Genomic DNA, 12,580 nt, shown 5'->3' on the forward strand with positions numbered 1-12,580 from the left:
GCCGGGCGGTCAGCACTTGACCGCCGCCAGCAGGCCGTCGCCGACCGGCAGCAGGGCCGGCGTCCAGTGCTCGGACTCGCGCAGCGCCTTGATCGTCTCCCGGACGGTGACCGTGTCCGGGTCGCGGGCGGCCGGGTCGCCGATCCGGCCGCCGGCCAGGATGCCGTGCAGGGCGAGCACCCCGCCGGGCCGCAGCAGCCGCAGCGCGGCGTCCACGTACGCCGCGAAGCCGGCCGGCTCGGCGTCCACGAAGACCAGGTCGTACGCCCCGTCGGCGAGCCGGGGGAGCACGTCCAGCGCCCGCCCGGTGATGATCCTGGTCCGGCCGGGCGGGAAGCCGGCCTCCAGCAGGATCCGGCGGGCGATCCGTTGGTGCTCGACCTCCAGATCGATGGTGGTGAGCACCCCGTCGGCGCGCATCCCGCGCAGCAGCCAGACCCCGCTCACCCCGGTCCCGGTGCCGATCTCCACCACCGCGCGGGCGTTGCCGGCGGCGGCGAGCAGGCGCAACGCCGCGCCGGCCCCCGGGGCGACCGCCTCCAGCCCCACCTCGCGGGCGAGGCTGCGGGCGGTGCGCAGCACGAGGTCCTCGCCGACGTACGACTCGGCGAGCTGCAGCGCCTGTGCCGTCGGATGGCCGGAACTGGCGACCGTGGCGATGGGACACCTCCGGGCGGCGGAGTGTTGCGAGGGGCGGGTTGGCGGTATGAGCCTAGAGGCGGCGCCCGCAGCGTGCAGCCGCGCGTCCACCGACGACGATCACGCCGGGTAAGAGCCGAGTCGACTCGGCGCATCCGTGCAATCCTGGATGCGGTACCCCTCGCTCCGCGCCGGTTCCCCTGCCGCCGCGACCGGGGAGGCCGGGGACGAATGTGGGAGGCACCGACGTGACCGACGGCTGGGACTGGCGCCGGCCCGACGGCAGCGCGGGATCGGCGGGACCGCCGACCGGGGGTCCGCCGACGGCGGGTGCTCCGGGCGGGGCGTCCTCGCCGTGGTGGTCCGACGCGCTCGCCGATCCCTGGCGGGACCCGTACGCGCCGGCCGCGGTGGTCGTGCCGACCGCCCCGGCACCCGGCACCGCGCCGGAGCCGGTCACCGACCCGGACGCCGCGACCCGGCCACCGCTGCGCCAACTGCTGGTGATCCCGCTGATCGTCGCGGTGCTCGCGGGCAGCCTGGGCGGCGCCCTCGGGTACGCCTTCGCGGTGCGCGGCGGCGCCGCCGGTGGGGTGGCCCTCGGCGCCCGGCCCACGGACGCGCCGGCGCTGGCCCAGCGCCGCCCCGAGTCACTCGCCGGCGTCGCCGAGAAGGTCCTGCCCAGCGTGGTCACCGTACGGGTGGCCAGTCTGGCCGGCACCAGCGAGGGCTCCGGCTTCATCGTCAGCGCTGAGGGGCACGTGATTACCAACGACCACGTGGTCTCCGGCGGCCCCGGCAAGGCCTCGGTGATCTTCAACGACGGCAGCACCGCCCCGGCGACCGTGGTCGGTCAGGACCCGGAGTCGGACATCGCGGTGATCAAGGTGAACAACCGCAGCGGGCTGCGCCCGGTCGAGTTCGGCGACTCGGACGCGCTCGCGGTCGGCGACCCGGTGCTCGCCATGGGCTCGCCGCTGTCCCTGGCGAACACGGTAACCGCCGGCATCATCAGCGCGCTGGACCGGACGATGCAGGCCGGCGAGCCCGGCGGGCCGGTGCGGTACTACGCGGCGATCCAGACCGACGCGGCGGTCAACCACGGCAACTCCGGCGGCCCGCTGGTCGACTCGGCGGGCCGGGTGATCGGGGTGAACTCCACGATCAAGTCGCTGGTCTCCGAGGGGCAGGAGGCGGGCAACATCGGCCTCGCCTTCGCCATCCCGATCAACCAGGCGAAGCGGGTCACCCAGGACATCATCGGCACCGGCAAGGCCCGCCGTACGGTGATCGGCGCCCAGGTCGGCGGCGTCGGGTCGGCGACCACGGCCGGTTCCGGCGTACGCCTGGCGTCGGTCGACGCGGCCGGGCCGGCGGCCGGCGCGGGCCTGCGGGCGGGGGACGTGATCCTGAAGCTCAACGGCCGGCCGATGACCGACCCGACGGACCTGATCGCCCTGGTCCGCAAGTACGCGCCCGGCTCGGTGGTGACGATCGAGTACCGCCGCGGCGCGGACAAGCAAAACGCCTCGGTGACGCTCGCCGCGGACGCCAAGTGAGGGCCGGTCACCCCCTCCCGGCGCGCCGTCCGACGTGCGTAGTCTTGGTCTGACGCCCCCAGAGGAGGACCAGCGGTGTTCGAGAACCTGAACATGTGGGAGGTCGGCGCTCTGCTGCTCCTGGCGCTGCTGATCTTCGGTGACCGGCTGCCCGCGGTGATCAATGACGGGCTCCGGATGGTGCGCAACCTGCGGAACATGGCCCGCAATGCCACCGGCGACCTCAGCCGCGAGCTGGGCACCGACATCCAGCTGGAGGACCTGCACCCGAAGGCGTTCATCCGCAAGCACCTGCTCAGCGAGGAGGACGAGCAGGCGATCCGGAAGCCGCTGCAGGGCGTCTACGACAACCTCCGGGCCGACGTCACGGACGTCCACGGAGAGCTCAAGTCGGTGGCCGACGCCGCGAACCTGCGGGGCACCCCCCGCCGCCCCGCCACCACCACCGGCGGCGCCCCCAGCGCCCCGGCTCCCCGCCCCAGCTACGACGACGCCACCTGACCCCCCCCCGCGCCCGAGGGGCGGCGGCAGAGAGAGGTTGGCTGAGGTCAGCGGGCGGTGGGCTTGAGGCCGAGGGGCTTGCCGAGGAGGGACTCGCGGCGCAGGGCCAGCCGGTCGGCGATCGAGCCCAGCGCGGTGGCGGCCGGGGACTCCGGCTCGGCCAGCACGATCGGGTTGCCGGCGTCGCCGCCCTCACGGACCCGGGTGTCCAGCGGGATCTGGCCCAGCAGCGGCACCTGGGCGCCGATCGTCCGGCTCAGCGACTCGGCCACGGACTGCCCGCCGCCGGCGCCGAAGAGCTCCATCCGGGAGCCGTCCGGCAGCTCCAGCCAGGACATGTTCTCGATGACTCCGACCACCCGCTGGTGGGTCTGCAGGGCGATCGCGCCGGCCCGCTCGGCCACCTCGGCGGCGGCGGCCTGCGGGGTGGTCACCACCAGGATCTCGGAGTTCGGCAGCAGCTGGGCCAGCGAGATCGCCACGTCGCCGGTGCCCGGCGGCAGGTCGAGCAGGAGCACGTCCAGGTCGCCCCAGTAGACGTCGGCGAGGAACTGCTGTAGCGCCCGGTGCAGCATCGGGCCGCGCCAGACCACGGCCGCGTTGCCGGCGGTGAACATGCCGATCGAGATCACCTTCACGCCGTGTGCCTGCGGCGGCATGATCATGTCTTCCACCCGGGTCGGACGGCCGTCCGCGCCGAGCATCCGGGGCACCGAGTGGCCGTAGATGTCCGCGTCGACCACGCCGACGGAGAGGCCGCGGGCGGCCAACGCGGCGGCCAGGTTCACCGTGACACTGGACTTGCCCACCCCGCCCTTGCCGCTGGCCACCGCGTACACCCGGGTCCGCGAGCCGGGTTGGGCGAACGGGATCACCGGCTCCTCGGTGGCGCCGCCGCCGCGCAGCTTCGCCTGCAGGCCCTGGCGCTGCTCCGGGCTCATCACGCCGAAGTCGATCTCGACCCCGGTGACGCCGGGGACGGCGGCCACGGCGGCGGTGATGTCGGTGCGCAGCTTGTCCTTCAGCGGGCAGCCGGCGACTGTCAGCAGCAGCTCCACCCGGACGACGCCGTCGTCGGAGATCTCGGCGGAGCGGACCATGCCCAGCTCGGTGATCGGCCGGCGGATCTCCGGGTCGTTGACGGTGGCCAGGGCGGCCTGAATCGCGTCGGAGATGGTGCTGACGGGTGCTGACATGCTCGCAATGCTACGTCGGCCGGTATCCGCTCCCGCCGCTGGCGGCACCCGGTGTGAGCGAAACGATGACGCCCGCCGGCCATCCGGCGGAACCGGACGGCCGCGGACGGACCACCCGGCGCGCCCGCCCGGGGCCGGGGTCAGCCCTCCGCTCGGCCGTCCCGGGCCAGGCCGTCCGGCCGGCCGCCGGGGGAGAAGTCGCCGTCCAGGTCGTCGCGCGGCTCGTCGAGCGGTTCCCCGCTGCGCTGGGCGCGCTCCTGCTGCCGGCGCTCCAGCTTCTGCCGGCGCTGCGTCGCCTCGTCCAGCTCCTCGGCCAGCCGGGCCAGCTCGGAGCGGAGGAAGTCCCGGGTGGCCACCTCGCCCATGGCGATCCGCAGCGCGGCGATCTCCCGGGCCAGGTACTCGGTGTCCGCCTTCTGCATGGTCGCCCGTCGCCGGTCCTCCTCCAGCGACACCCGGTCCCGGTCCGCCTGCCGGTTCTGGGCCAGCAGGATCAGCGGCGCCGCGTACGAGGCCTGCAACGACAGCACCAGGGTCAGGAACGTGAAGGTGTACGGGTCGAACTGCAGGTTCGGCGGGGCCAGGGTGTTCCACAGGAACCAGGCGGCGATGACCACCGTCATGTAGACGATGAAGTTCGCCGTGCCCATGCCCCGGGCGATGCCCTCGGACCACCGGCCGAACGCCTCCGGGTCGAAGCGGGGCAACCTCACGCCCCGGGGCTCGCGCGGCTGGTCCAGCCGCTCGGCCCGCCGCTGGTCAGCCATCCGCGTCGTCCGCCCCGTCGTCGGTGGTCGGCGCCGGGGCGGAGTCCCGGTCCCGCCAGTCCGACGGCAGCGAGTGGTCCAGCACGTCGTCCACGGTGACCGCGCCGACCAGCCGGTTGTTCCCGTCCACGACCGGCATGGCGACCAGGTCGTAGGTGGCCATCCGGCGGGTGATCTCGGGTAGCGGGGTGGCCGCCCGCAGCGGGTCGATGTCGTTGACCACCACACCGCCGAGCAGGTCGGCCGGCGGCTCGCGGAGCAGCCGCTGGAAATGGACCATGCCCAGGTAGCGGCCGGTGGGGGTGGTCAGCGGGGCGCGGGTGACGAAGACCTGCGCGGCCACCGCCGGGGAGAGCTGCTCCTCCCGGATCCGGGCCAGCGCCTCCGCCACCGTGGCGTCCGGCGGCAGGATCACCGGCTCCGAGGTCATCACGCTGCCGGCCGTGCCGGAGGTGTACTTCAGCAGCTGGCGGACCGGGTCGGCCTCGCCCGGCTCCATCAGGTCCAGCAGCACGTCCTGCTCCGGCGGCGGCAGCTCGTTGAGCAGGTCGGCCGCGTCGTCCGGGTCCATCTCCTCCAGCACGTCGGCGGCGCGCTCCCGGTCCAGCGCGGCCAGGATCTCCACCTGGTCGTGCTCGGGCAGCTCGCTCAGCACGTCGGCGAGGCGTTCGTCGTCGAGGGCGGCGGCCACCTCGTTGCGGCGGGTGTCCGGCAGGTCCTGGAGGGCGTTCGCCAGGTCGGCCGGGCGCATGTCCTCCAGCACGGCGAGCAGGTTGGCCGTACCCCGGTTGTCGGCGATGCCGCTGAGGCCGCGCACCCGGTCCCACTCGACCTGGTGCAGGTGGCCGCGCCGGGTCAGCCGGCTGGCCTGCTCGCGGACGGCGACCCGCCCCAGCGACCACTCGCCGCCCCGGCTGCACTCCATCGCCACGTCCACGACGCTGCCCGGCTGGCCGCCGGGATCCAGCTGGACCCGGCGGTCCAGCAGCTCCTGGAGCACGAGCAGCTCGTTCGGGCGCTTCTCGAAGCGGCGCAGGTTGAGGGTGCCGCTGCCGAGCACGACCGCATCCGCGTCGATGGAGGTGATCCGGTTGATGGACAGGAAGATCCGCCGGCGCATCGGCATCTCGGCCACCAGGCCCACCACCTCGGGCGGGCGCTGGGTCGGCCGGATCCGGGCGACGGCGTCGCGGACCCGCCCCACCTGGTCGCCGTTGGGGTCGAAGACGGCGACTCCGGCGAGTCGTGCGATGTAGACCCGGTTCGGCGTGCTCACGGGCACCAGCCTAAGGGCCTAGTGTCTAGGACCATGTCGACCTTGGCCTACGAGATCGTGGACGTCTTCACCGACCGCCCGTTCGCGGGCAACCCGCTCGCCGTCGTGTTCGGCGGCGAGGGGCTGGCGACCGAGCAGATGCAGGCGCTGGCGCTGGAGTTCAACCTGTCCGAGACGGTGTTCGTGCTGCCGCCCACGCAGGTCGGCGCGACCTACCGGGCCCGGATCTTCACCCCGGCGGACGAGCTGCCGTTCGCCGGGCACCCGAGCGTCGGGGCCGCCGTCACCGCGAGCCGGCGCGGGATGTTCGGTGTGGGCAGCATCACCCAGGAGTGCGGCGCGGGGGTGCTGCCGATCGAGGTGACCGACGGCGGCGCCACGCTGACCGGTGGCTCGCCCACCCTCGGGCCCGAGCTCGACCCGGAGCCGCTGCTGGAGATGGCCGGCCTCACCGCCGCCGACCACGCCGGCCCCGCGCCCCGGGTGGCCGGCTGCGGGCTGGAGTTCCCCTACCTCCCGGTACGCCCGGACGCGGTGGCCCGCGCCCGGGTGAACGCGGCGGCTGCGGAGCGGTACGGGGTGGAGCACGTCAGCGTCTTCTCCTGGGACGCCGACGCGCAAACCGCGCACGCCCGGGTCTTCGTGCCGGGGCTGGGCGTCCCGGAGGACCCGGCGACCGGTTCGGCCGCCCTCGGGCTGGGCGTCTGGCTGGTCGCCAGCGGGCTGCTGCCCGGCGACGGCACCTCGTCGTACGCGGTCCGTCAGGGGGTGGAGATCCACCGGCCGTCCGACCTGGCCTGCACGGTGACCGCGCTCGGTGGGGCGGCGGTCGGCGCCACCGTCGCCGGCCAGGTGGTGCCGGTGGCCCGGGGCGAGATCATGGTCCCGCCGTTCGTCGGGTGAGGCCACGCGCCGGGGGCCGACCACCACCCGGCGAGCCGCGTCGTCGGCGGGACGGGCGGGCGCGGGTACGAGAGGATGCCGGTGTGACGGACGAGCTGGACGCCCCCGAGACGACGCCGCTGGTCGACGAGGCGATGAAGAAGGCCGCGATCGCCTGGGTGAGCGTCGCCGACGGGCCGGCGCGGGCGCTGTGGTGCGTACCCCTGGAGGGGTCGCTGTTCGTGGTGAGCGGGCCCGGCGAGCAGGCCGCGCCCGGGCTGGCGGACGCGACCGACGCCCGGGTGAGCCTGCGGGGCGACCACGGCGGCCGGATCGTCAGCTGGCCGGCTCGGGTGACCCGGGTGCGGCCGGGCACCGAGGGCTGGGAGAACGCCGCCCCGCTGGTGGCCGCGAAGCGGCTCAACGCGCCCGGCCCGACCGCCGACCTGGTGGCCCGCTGGGCGGCCGACGACTGCGCGCTCACCCGGCTCACGCCGGCCGGCGCCCCCGACGCGGGCGCCGCCCTGCCGGACGGCGCGCTGGCCGAGCCGCCGCGCGGCGCCCCGGTCGTCCGGGCCACCCGCAAACCGTTCCGGCTGCACCGGGTCCGCCGCCGCGGCTGACCGCCGACCCGCCGCGCCGGCCGTCCCTCAGCGGCCGGCCGGGACCGGGTCGACCAGCTCGACGACCTCGCCCAGCGAGCGGACCACCAGGCCCTCCCAGCCGCGTTCCGCGTCGAAGACGAGATGTCCGGCCAGATCGGGGGCGGCCAGCCGGACGGCCGTCATCCCGGCCCGGCGGGCGCCGGTCAGCTCCCGGCTGCCGCCGTCGCCGACGTAGAGGCAGGCGCGCGGGGCGACACCGAGCCGACGGGACGCGGCCAGATAGAGCGCCCGGTCGGGCTTGCACCGGCCCACCTGGACGGAGAAGACCCGCGCGTCGAGCAGCGGGGCGATCGCCAGCTGCGGCAGGAAGGCCGGCAGCTCGTGGGTGCAGTCGCTGACCAGGGCGGTACGGACGCCCCGGGCGCGCAACGCGGCCAGCGTGGGTACGGCGTCCGCGCGCAGTCGGGTGTCGGCGCGTACCGCCCGGTGACGGGAGGCGACCGCGGCGCGCAACGCCTCGTCGGAGGGATGCACGCCGGCCTGGGCGCAGACCCAGCGCAGGGTCGCCTCGGCGGTGCCGTAGCGGCCGGCGGCCCGCTGGTAGTAGCTGCGGTCGAGCACCGCGGCGAGGGCATCGAGCGGGCAGCCGAGCAGCTCGGCCGTGGCGCGGTGGGCGGCGCCCCGACGGACACCCTGAGTGAGGGTGCCGAAGAAGTCGAACAGCACCGCCTGGAAACGGGGCATGCGGATGGCGCCTCCGGACGTCGAGGGTCGTCGGCGCGGACGCACGTGATCGTAACCGCACCGCCACCGTCCGTGCCGCCCCCCGATGTGTGAGGATTGCTCTCCGTGTCTCCTGCTCCGCAGCACCGTTCGGTGGATCCGCTGACCGCCGGCATCCTGGTGCTGGCCGTCGCGGCGGTGTCGTCGTCGGCCCCGCTGGTGGCGTTCGCGGCGGCTCCGGCGCTGGCCATCGCGTTCTGGCGTAACCTGCTCGCCACCGCTGTGCTGGGGCCGTTCTCGCTGGCCCGCCGGCGGCCCGAACTCCGGTCACTGACCGTCGGCGCCGGCCGCCGGGAGGGTCTCTACTGCGCGCTGTCCGGGGTGGCGCTGGCCGCGCACTTCGCCACCTGGATGCCCAGCGCCAAGCTCACCTCGGTGGCCGCCGCCACCGCGCTGGGCGCCACCCAGCCGGTCTGGCAGGGGCTGATCGCCCGGTGGCAGGGCCGGCACCTGCCGTACCAGGCCTGGGTGGGCATCGGCGTAGCGGTGACCGGCGCCGCGCTCGCCTCCGGCGCGGACGTCGCGGTCTCCGGCCGGGCGTTCGCCGGGGACCTGCTGGCGGTGACCGGCGGGATGTTCGCCGCGATCTACACCGCCTTCGGCGAGCGGGCCCGGGCCACCATCAGCACCGCCACCTACACCACCATCTGCTACGGCGTGTGCGCCGCCATCCTGCTGGTGGTCTGCCTGGTCGGCGGGGTGCGGCTGCACGGCTACGACCCGCGCACCTGGCTGGCGATCCTGGCCCTGGTGGCCGGCGCCCAGCTGCTCGGGCACTCGATGTTCAACTACGCCCTGCACCGGGTCTCGGCGACCACGGTCAGCGTGCTGATCCTGCTCGAGGCGCCGGGCGCCGCGCTGATCGCCTGGGCCTGGCTCGGTCAGCTGCCCCGGCCGTGGGCGCTGCCGGGGTTGACGCTGCTGCTGGTCGGGGTGGCCGTGGTGGTGCTCGGCGGCTCCCGCGCCACCCCGGCCCCGGTGCCCCCGGACGCCGCTCCACCCACCGACTGACGGCCCCTTCCCCGGCGGACGCCGCCCCACCCGGCGACCGACGTCCCTACCGGTCCGGGCGGACGTAGCCCGGCGGCCCCGCCCACGGGGACCCCGCCCGGGACCGCCGCGACGGGCGTCCGCGGTGGCGGCGCGGCCCGCGCCGGTCGGGCTCCTTCGGCGTGAGTACGCCGATTCCACCGCCGCGACCGTCCCGGTCACGTGAGAGTGCGGGGGAGGGAAAGGTGGGGCGATGGCGGGGCGTGACCAGCACGAGCCGGACACCGGCACGGTCGTCACCCCATCGGCCGAGTTCCCGCCGCTCGACCCGGCCGAGCTGGGCACGCTGCGTCGGATCGGCGAACGCTGGCGGGTCGGGCCCGCGGGTGAGCTGCCGGTCGATCCGGCCCTCGGCCGGTCCGGCGCCCGCCCCGCCCCCACCCGTTTCGGACGGCTCGCCCCCATCGCGTTGTTCCGCCGCGCCGAGCCCGACGAACTGGTCGCCACGGAACCGGCGAACCAGTCCGCCAGCCGGCCCGGTCGGGCCCGGCACCGGCTGCGCCGGGTTGTCCTCGGGCCGCCGCTGAGCAGCGCGGCGGTGCTCTACGAGCGGATGCGCAAGCTGGTGGCGCTGCCGGTCCTCTCGTCCGACCTGCTCAGCTCGGTGGCGTACGGGCCGGAGGCGATGCTCACCGTGCTGGTGCTGGCCGGCGGGGGCGCGCTGGGACTCTCGCTGCCGCTGGCCGCCGGGCTGGTGCTGCTGATGATCGCGGTCGGCGTCTCCTACCGGCAGACCATCCCCGCGTATCCGCACGGCGCCGGGTCGTACATCGTGGCGGGGGACAACCTGGGCACCGGAGCGGGGCTGACCGCCGCGGCCGGGCTGATGCTCGACTACGTGCTGACCGTGTCGGTGTCGGTGGCGGCCGGGGTCGGCGCGATCACCTCGGCGCTGCCCGGGCTGACCCCGCTCACCGTGCCGCTCGGGGTGCTGGTGATCGTGGCCCTGCTCGCCGGCAACCTGCGCGGGGTACGCACCGCCGGCAACCTCTTCGTGCTCCCCACGTACGCCTTCGTGGTCGCGCTGGCCGCCCTGCTCGCGGTGGGCTACCTGCGCGCCGCCGGCCGGGGCTTCGCGCCGGTGCCGCCGCCACCGCTGCCCGCCGCGGAGGGGCTCGGCCTGCTGCTGGTGCTCCGGGCGTTCGCCTCCGGCGCGGTGTCCATGACCGGCATCGAGGCGGTGTCGAACGCGGTCCCGGCGTTCCGCCCCACCGAGTGGCGCAACGCGCGGACCACGCTGGGCTGGATGGTCGGCATGCTGGTGGTGCTCTTCGCCGGGCTGGTCGTGCTGATCCACCTCGACGGACTGGCGCCACGACAGGGCGAGACCGTGCTGTCCCAACTGGCCCGGACGACCTTTCCCACCGGCCCCTGGTACGCCCTGATCCAGGCCGCCACCGCTCTGATCCTGCTGCTCGCGGCGAACACCGCGTTCAACGACTTCCCCCGGTTGCTGTTCTTCATGGCCCGGGCCGGGCACGCGCCGCGCCGCTTCCTGCACATGGGGGACCGGCTGGCCTTCAGCAACGGCCTGGTCGCGCTCGCCGGCACCGCGGCGGTGGTGTTCGTCGCCTTCGGTGGCCACACCCAGTCGCTGATCCCGCTCTACGCGGTCGGGGTGTTCCTCGCCTTCACCCTCTCCCAGTCGGGCATGGTGGTGCACTGGCGGCGCCGGCGCGGGCCGGGCTGGCGGCGCCGGGCGACGGTCAACGCGGTGGGAGCTGCGCTGTCCGGGCTGGTGCTGCTCACCGCGGCGGTCGCCAAGTTCGCCGAGGGCGCCTGGGTGGTGGTGATCGCGGTGCCGCTGCTGGTGCTGCTGTTCCACCGGGTGCAGCGGCACTACCGGACCCTGCACGCCGCGCTGGCGCTGCGGGCCCCACCCGCGTCGATCGCCGCCGGGACGCCCACGCCGACCGAGGGCGAGGAGCTGCCGCAGCAGGTACGGCACCTGGTGGTGGTGCCGGTGGCCCGGCTCAATCGGGCCTCGCTGCGGGCCCTGGCGTACGCGGTGTCGCTGGGTCGGCCGACGCTGGCCCTGCACATCGCGCCGGAGGAGCCGGAGGCCGAGCGGTTCCGCGAGCAGTGGCAGGCGTGGGGCGACCACGTCCGGTTGGAGACCATCGTCTCGCCGTACCGGGCGGTGATCGGCCCGCTCGCCCACTACCTGGAGGCGCTGCGGGACACCGCCCCGGAGCTGGTGCTGACCGTGATCGTGCCGGAGGTGGTGCTGCGCCGGCGCTGGCACCGGCCGCTGCACAGTCGCACCGAGCATCGGCTGCGGCGGGCGCTGCGGGCGTTGCCGGGGGTGGTGGTGACCAGCGTGCCGGTGCACCTCACCGGCTGAGGAACGCGGCGAAGTGCTCCTCCACCACTGAAGTGACCTCGTCGGCGCTCCGGCTGCCGTCCACCCGGACGACCCGGATCCCGAGCCGGTCGGCCGCCGCCACCGCGTCGACACCTCGGAGCGATCGGCTCAGCCGGCCAGGCCGACGGCCCTGGCGCTGGCCGCCCAGAGCCGGGCGGCGAGCGCCGGGTCGGCGGCCTTGCGGAACGGTCGGTGCAGCCGCCGGTCGTAGTAGTAGGCGCCGTTCACCAGCCGCGACGGATCCTGGTTGGCCAGCCAGACCAGCGTCTCGGCACCCCGCTCCGGGCTGCGGAACGGCAGGAACCGCATGCCGAAGGCGACCAGCCGGCTGTCCGCGCCGAACCGGGTCCGAACCACGCCCGGGTGGAAGGAGTACGCCGGCACGTCCGGCCAGCGCCGGGCCGCCTCGGCGGTGAAGAGGATGTTCGCCTGCTTGCTGGTGCCGTACGCGCGCATCGACCGGTAGCCGCGCAGCGTGGCGTTGAGGTCGTCCGGGTCCAGCACGCCGCTGCGGTGCGCGCCGGAGGCGGTCACCACCATCCGGCCGACCCGGTCGGCCAGCAGGTTGCTCAGCAGGAACGGGGCCAGGTGGTTGGCCTGCATGGACAGCTCGAAGCCGTCGACCGTGGTGACCGGGTGCAGCACGATCGCCCCGGCGTTGTTGGCCAGCACGTCGATCCGGTCGTACGCGGCGCGCAGCAGCTCGGCGAGCCGGCGTACGTCGTCCAGCACGGCGAAGTCGGCGCGGAACAGCTCGGGGCGCTCGCCGGACGCCTCGCGTACCCGGTCGCCGGCGGCCTGCAGGCGGGCCGGGTCGCGGCCGACCAGCACGACCCGGTCGCCCCGCCGGGCCAGGGCCACCGAGGCGGCCAGCCCGATGCCGGAGCTGGCGCCGGTCACCACCACGGTCCGCCGCCCAGTGAGATCTTCCACAGGTCCATTCACCCCGGTCACGGC

General features: G+C 75.2%; 12 protein-coding genes. 6 read left to right on the plus strand and 6 right to left on the minus strand.

Features of this window, described 5'->3' with window-relative positions; genetic code table 11:
- Positions 1 to 9: 9 nt before the first annotated feature.
- Positions 10 to 582, minus strand: coding sequence for an O-methyltransferase (locus ACFY3U_RS16510; RefSeq protein ID WP_387201645.1), 573 nt, complete (start codon positions 580 to 582; stop codon positions 10 to 12).
- Between the two features lie 290 nt (positions 583 to 872).
- On the opposite strand from ACFY3U_RS16510, the gene ACFY3U_RS16515 reads away from it, so the two are divergent.
- Positions 873 to 2,198, plus strand: coding sequence for a trypsin-like peptidase domain-containing protein (locus ACFY3U_RS16515; RefSeq protein ID WP_387201648.1), 1,326 nt, complete (start codon positions 873 to 875; stop codon positions 2,196 to 2,198).
- 75 nt (positions 2,199 to 2,273) lie between these two features.
- Positions 2,274 to 2,699, plus strand: coding sequence for a preprotein translocase subunit TatB (locus tag ACFY3U_RS16520; RefSeq protein WP_387201651.1), 426 nt, complete (start codon positions 2,274 to 2,276; stop codon positions 2,697 to 2,699).
- Positions 2,700 to 2,746: 47 nt separating this feature from the next.
- Here the strand turns inward: ACFY3U_RS16520 and ACFY3U_RS16525 are convergent, their stop codons facing one another.
- The 3 genes from ACFY3U_RS16525 to ACFY3U_RS16535 all read right to left on the minus strand — a co-directional run bounded on the left by ACFY3U_RS16525 (position 2,747) and on the right by ACFY3U_RS16535 (position 5,938).
- Positions 2,747 to 3,895, minus strand: coding sequence for an Mrp/NBP35 family ATP-binding protein (locus ACFY3U_RS16525; RefSeq protein WP_387201654.1), 1,149 nt, complete (start codon positions 3,893 to 3,895; stop codon positions 2,747 to 2,749).
- A 140-nt stretch (positions 3,896 to 4,035) separates the two neighbouring features.
- Positions 4,036 to 4,662, minus strand: coding sequence for a DUF1003 domain-containing protein (locus tag ACFY3U_RS16530; protein WP_387201657.1), 627 nt, complete (start codon positions 4,660 to 4,662; stop codon positions 4,036 to 4,038).
- Positions 4,655 to 5,938 carry a magnesium transporter MgtE N-terminal domain-containing protein gene (locus ACFY3U_RS16535; protein WP_387201661.1) on the minus strand — a complete coding sequence of 428 codons (1,284 nt, stop codon included), beginning with the start codon at positions 5,936 to 5,938 and terminating at the stop codon, positions 4,655 to 4,657. Before ACFY3U_RS16535 ends, ACFY3U_RS16530 begins: the two co-directional genes overlap by 8 nt.
- 33 nt (positions 5,939 to 5,971) lie before the next feature.
- Between ACFY3U_RS16535 and ACFY3U_RS16540 the strand changes: the two genes are divergently transcribed.
- Both ACFY3U_RS16540 and ACFY3U_RS16545 read left to right on the plus strand, forming a co-directional pair.
- Positions 5,972 to 6,841 (plus strand): PhzF family phenazine biosynthesis protein, encoded by an 870-nt coding sequence (locus ACFY3U_RS16540; protein ID WP_387201664.1) that lies wholly within the window; start codon positions 5,972 to 5,974, stop codon positions 6,839 to 6,841.
- A gap of 134 nt (positions 6,842 to 6,975) precedes the next feature.
- Positions 6,976 to 7,443: a hypothetical protein gene (locus tag ACFY3U_RS16545; protein WP_387202249.1), complete on the plus strand. Its 468-nt coding sequence runs from the start codon at positions 6,976 to 6,978 to the stop codon at positions 7,441 to 7,443.
- Positions 7,444 to 7,470: 27 nt separating this feature from the next.
- On the opposite strand, the gene ACFY3U_RS16550 is transcribed toward ACFY3U_RS16545, so the two are convergent.
- Complete coding sequence (locus ACFY3U_RS16550; protein WP_387201667.1) at positions 7,471 to 8,169, minus strand: HAD family hydrolase; 699 nt, start codon at positions 8,167 to 8,169, stop codon at positions 7,471 to 7,473.
- 96 nt (positions 8,170 to 8,265) lie between these two features.
- Here ACFY3U_RS16550 and ACFY3U_RS16555 point away from each other — a divergent pair, with 96 nt between their 5' ends.
- Together ACFY3U_RS16555 and ACFY3U_RS16560 are read left to right on the plus strand one after the other, a co-directional pair.
- Positions 8,266 to 9,219 carry a DMT family transporter gene (locus tag ACFY3U_RS16555; RefSeq protein WP_387201670.1) on the plus strand — a complete coding sequence of 318 codons (954 nt, stop codon included), beginning with the start codon at positions 8,266 to 8,268 and terminating at the stop codon, positions 9,217 to 9,219.
- A gap of 232 nt (positions 9,220 to 9,451) precedes the next feature.
- Entirely contained in the window at positions 9,452 to 11,602 is a 2,151-nt protein-coding gene (locus ACFY3U_RS16560) for an APC family permease (protein WP_387201673.1), read from the plus strand.
- Between the two features lie 129 nt (positions 11,603 to 11,731).
- Here ACFY3U_RS16560 and ACFY3U_RS16565 read toward each other — a convergent pair whose 3' ends face one another.
- Positions 11,732 to 12,556, minus strand: coding sequence for an SDR family NAD(P)-dependent oxidoreductase (locus ACFY3U_RS16565; RefSeq protein ID WP_387201676.1), 825 nt, complete (start codon positions 12,554 to 12,556; stop codon positions 11,732 to 11,734).
- Positions 12,557 to 12,580 lie beyond the last annotated feature (24 nt).

Source organism: Micromonospora sp. NPDC000089 (genome assembly GCF_042899365.1).
In the GTDB taxonomy this organism is placed as follows: Bacteria; Actinomycetota; Actinomycetes; order Mycobacteriales; family Micromonosporaceae; genus Micromonospora.

Bases quoted from the DNA above. Each gene is read 5' to 3' on its own strand.
- ACFY3U_RS16540 (WP_387201664.1), top strand. From the start codon at position 5,972: ATGTCGACCTTGGCCTACGAGATCGTGGACGTCTTCACCGACCGCCCG.
- ACFY3U_RS16525 (WP_387201654.1), bottom strand. From the start codon at position 3,895: ATGTCAGCACCCGTCAGCACCATCTCCGACGCGATTCAGGCCGCCCTG.
- ACFY3U_RS16530 (WP_387201657.1), bottom strand. From the start codon at position 4,662: ATGGCTGACCAGCGGCGGGCCGAGCGGCTGGACCAGCCGCGCGAGCCC.
- ACFY3U_RS16550 (WP_387201667.1), bottom strand. From the start codon at position 8,169: ATGCCCCGTTTCCAGGCGGTGCTGTTCGACTTCTTCGGCACCCTCACT.
- ACFY3U_RS16560 (WP_387201673.1), top strand. From the start codon at position 9,452: ATGGCGGGGCGTGACCAGCACGAGCCGGACACCGGCACGGTCGTCACC.
- ACFY3U_RS16545 (WP_387202249.1), top strand. From the start codon at position 6,976: ATGAAGAAGGCCGCGATCGCCTGGGTGAGCGTCGCCGACGGGCCGGCG.